This window comes from Ruegeria sp. YTSA144, assembly GCF_059610125.1.
Genome location: NZ_JBXWNA010000025.1, coordinates 1 through 1,356, shown reverse-complemented (window position 1 = coordinate 1,356; position 1,356 = coordinate 1). Strand labels below are relative to the sequence as shown.

General features: G+C 54.9%; 1 protein-coding gene. It reads left to right on the top strand.

Annotated elements, in window-relative coordinates; translation table 11 throughout:
• Positions 1-89 precede the first annotated feature (89 nt).
• Positions 90-1,109, top strand: coding sequence for an IS110 family RNA-guided transposase (locus AC2FF8_RS20500; protein ID WP_496880597.1), 1,020 nt, complete (start codon positions 90-92; stop codon positions 1,107-1,109).
• Positions 1,110-1,356 lie beyond the last annotated feature (247 nt).

Genomic DNA, 1,356 nt, shown 5'->3' with positions numbered 1-1,356 from the left:
AAGCGGATGGGGTGGATAGCTCCTGCTCCCCCGGCGTCGCAATGCGCCATAGTGCAGTTGTCTATCACTGCTAGGAAAGGAGCTACCCAATGCAGGTTACAACAGTCGGCATCGATCTGGCCAAGCATGTTTTTCAGGTCCATGGGATTACCAAAGATGGGGAGGTTGTCTTCAACCGAGCAATCAGGCGTGCTCAGTTGGTGCAGTTCTTCACCAAGCTGGAGCCCTGTCTGATCGGCATGGAAGCGTGTGGATCCAGTCATTATTGGGCGCGAGAACTCACCAAACTTGGACATGATGTACGCTTGATCCCGGCCAACTATGTGAAGCCCTATGTCAAACGTGGCAAATCCGATGCCAATGATGCTGAAGCCATCTGCGAAGCGATGACACGCCCGACGATGCGGTTTGTCGCGCCCAAGTCCGAAGAACAGCAAGCCGTCTTGTTCCTTCATCGTGCGCGCGATTTGATCGTCAGGCAGCGAACGCAACTGAGCAATATGCTTCGCAGCTTGCTTGCAGAATTTGGTGTCATCATCCCACAAGGAACTGGAGCCGCGGTCAAATACGCCAAAGGTGTCTTGGAGGGAGAGAAACCCGCCCTTCCTGCAATGGCGATAGATGTCCTGAGACAACTCAGCCACCAGCTTGTTGCGATGCATCTGAGGTTCCGTTGGTACGAGATGCGCATGCGGCTTCATTCGAAACTGGACAAACGCGTCATGCTGTTGCGCACGATCCCAGGCGTTGGGCCTGTCACCGCGTCAGCCATTGTTGCCACAGTCGGCGACGCGAAGCAGTTCAAGAATGGTCGACAATTTGCGGCATGGTTAGGTTTGACACCTTTGAACCTATCCAGCGGCGGAAAGGAAAGACTAGGGCGGATCACAAAGATGGGCGATCGGTACATTCGGCGTCTCTTGGTGACCGGGATGACAGCGCGATTGCGACAAATGAAGGTGAATCCTGACCGCGTCGACCCATGGGCAATTGGCCTTCTTGAGCGAAAGCCCGCCCGACTGGCAACGGTCGCGATGGCAAACAAGACCGCTCGAATTGTCTGGGCAGTGCTGACCAGGAACGAACATTACCGGCCTCACACAGCCTAAGCGAAGAGAAAGGAACACCCGAGACAGCAAGACCCATGAAGTGATGGCGCACAGTCAGCCCGCCAACCAAGACACCCCGTCGAATGTCCAGGACACATTGTTGTTCGATAAGCCGTTTGGGACTTGGTCGCGGAAACCATCAGGGCCAGCGGCTACGAGTGCCGCGCAAAAAGGCCGGACACACGTCTGCTTCTGACAAGTGCGAATTACTTCAAAAATGTCTTGCTATGCAGGAGCTATCCACACA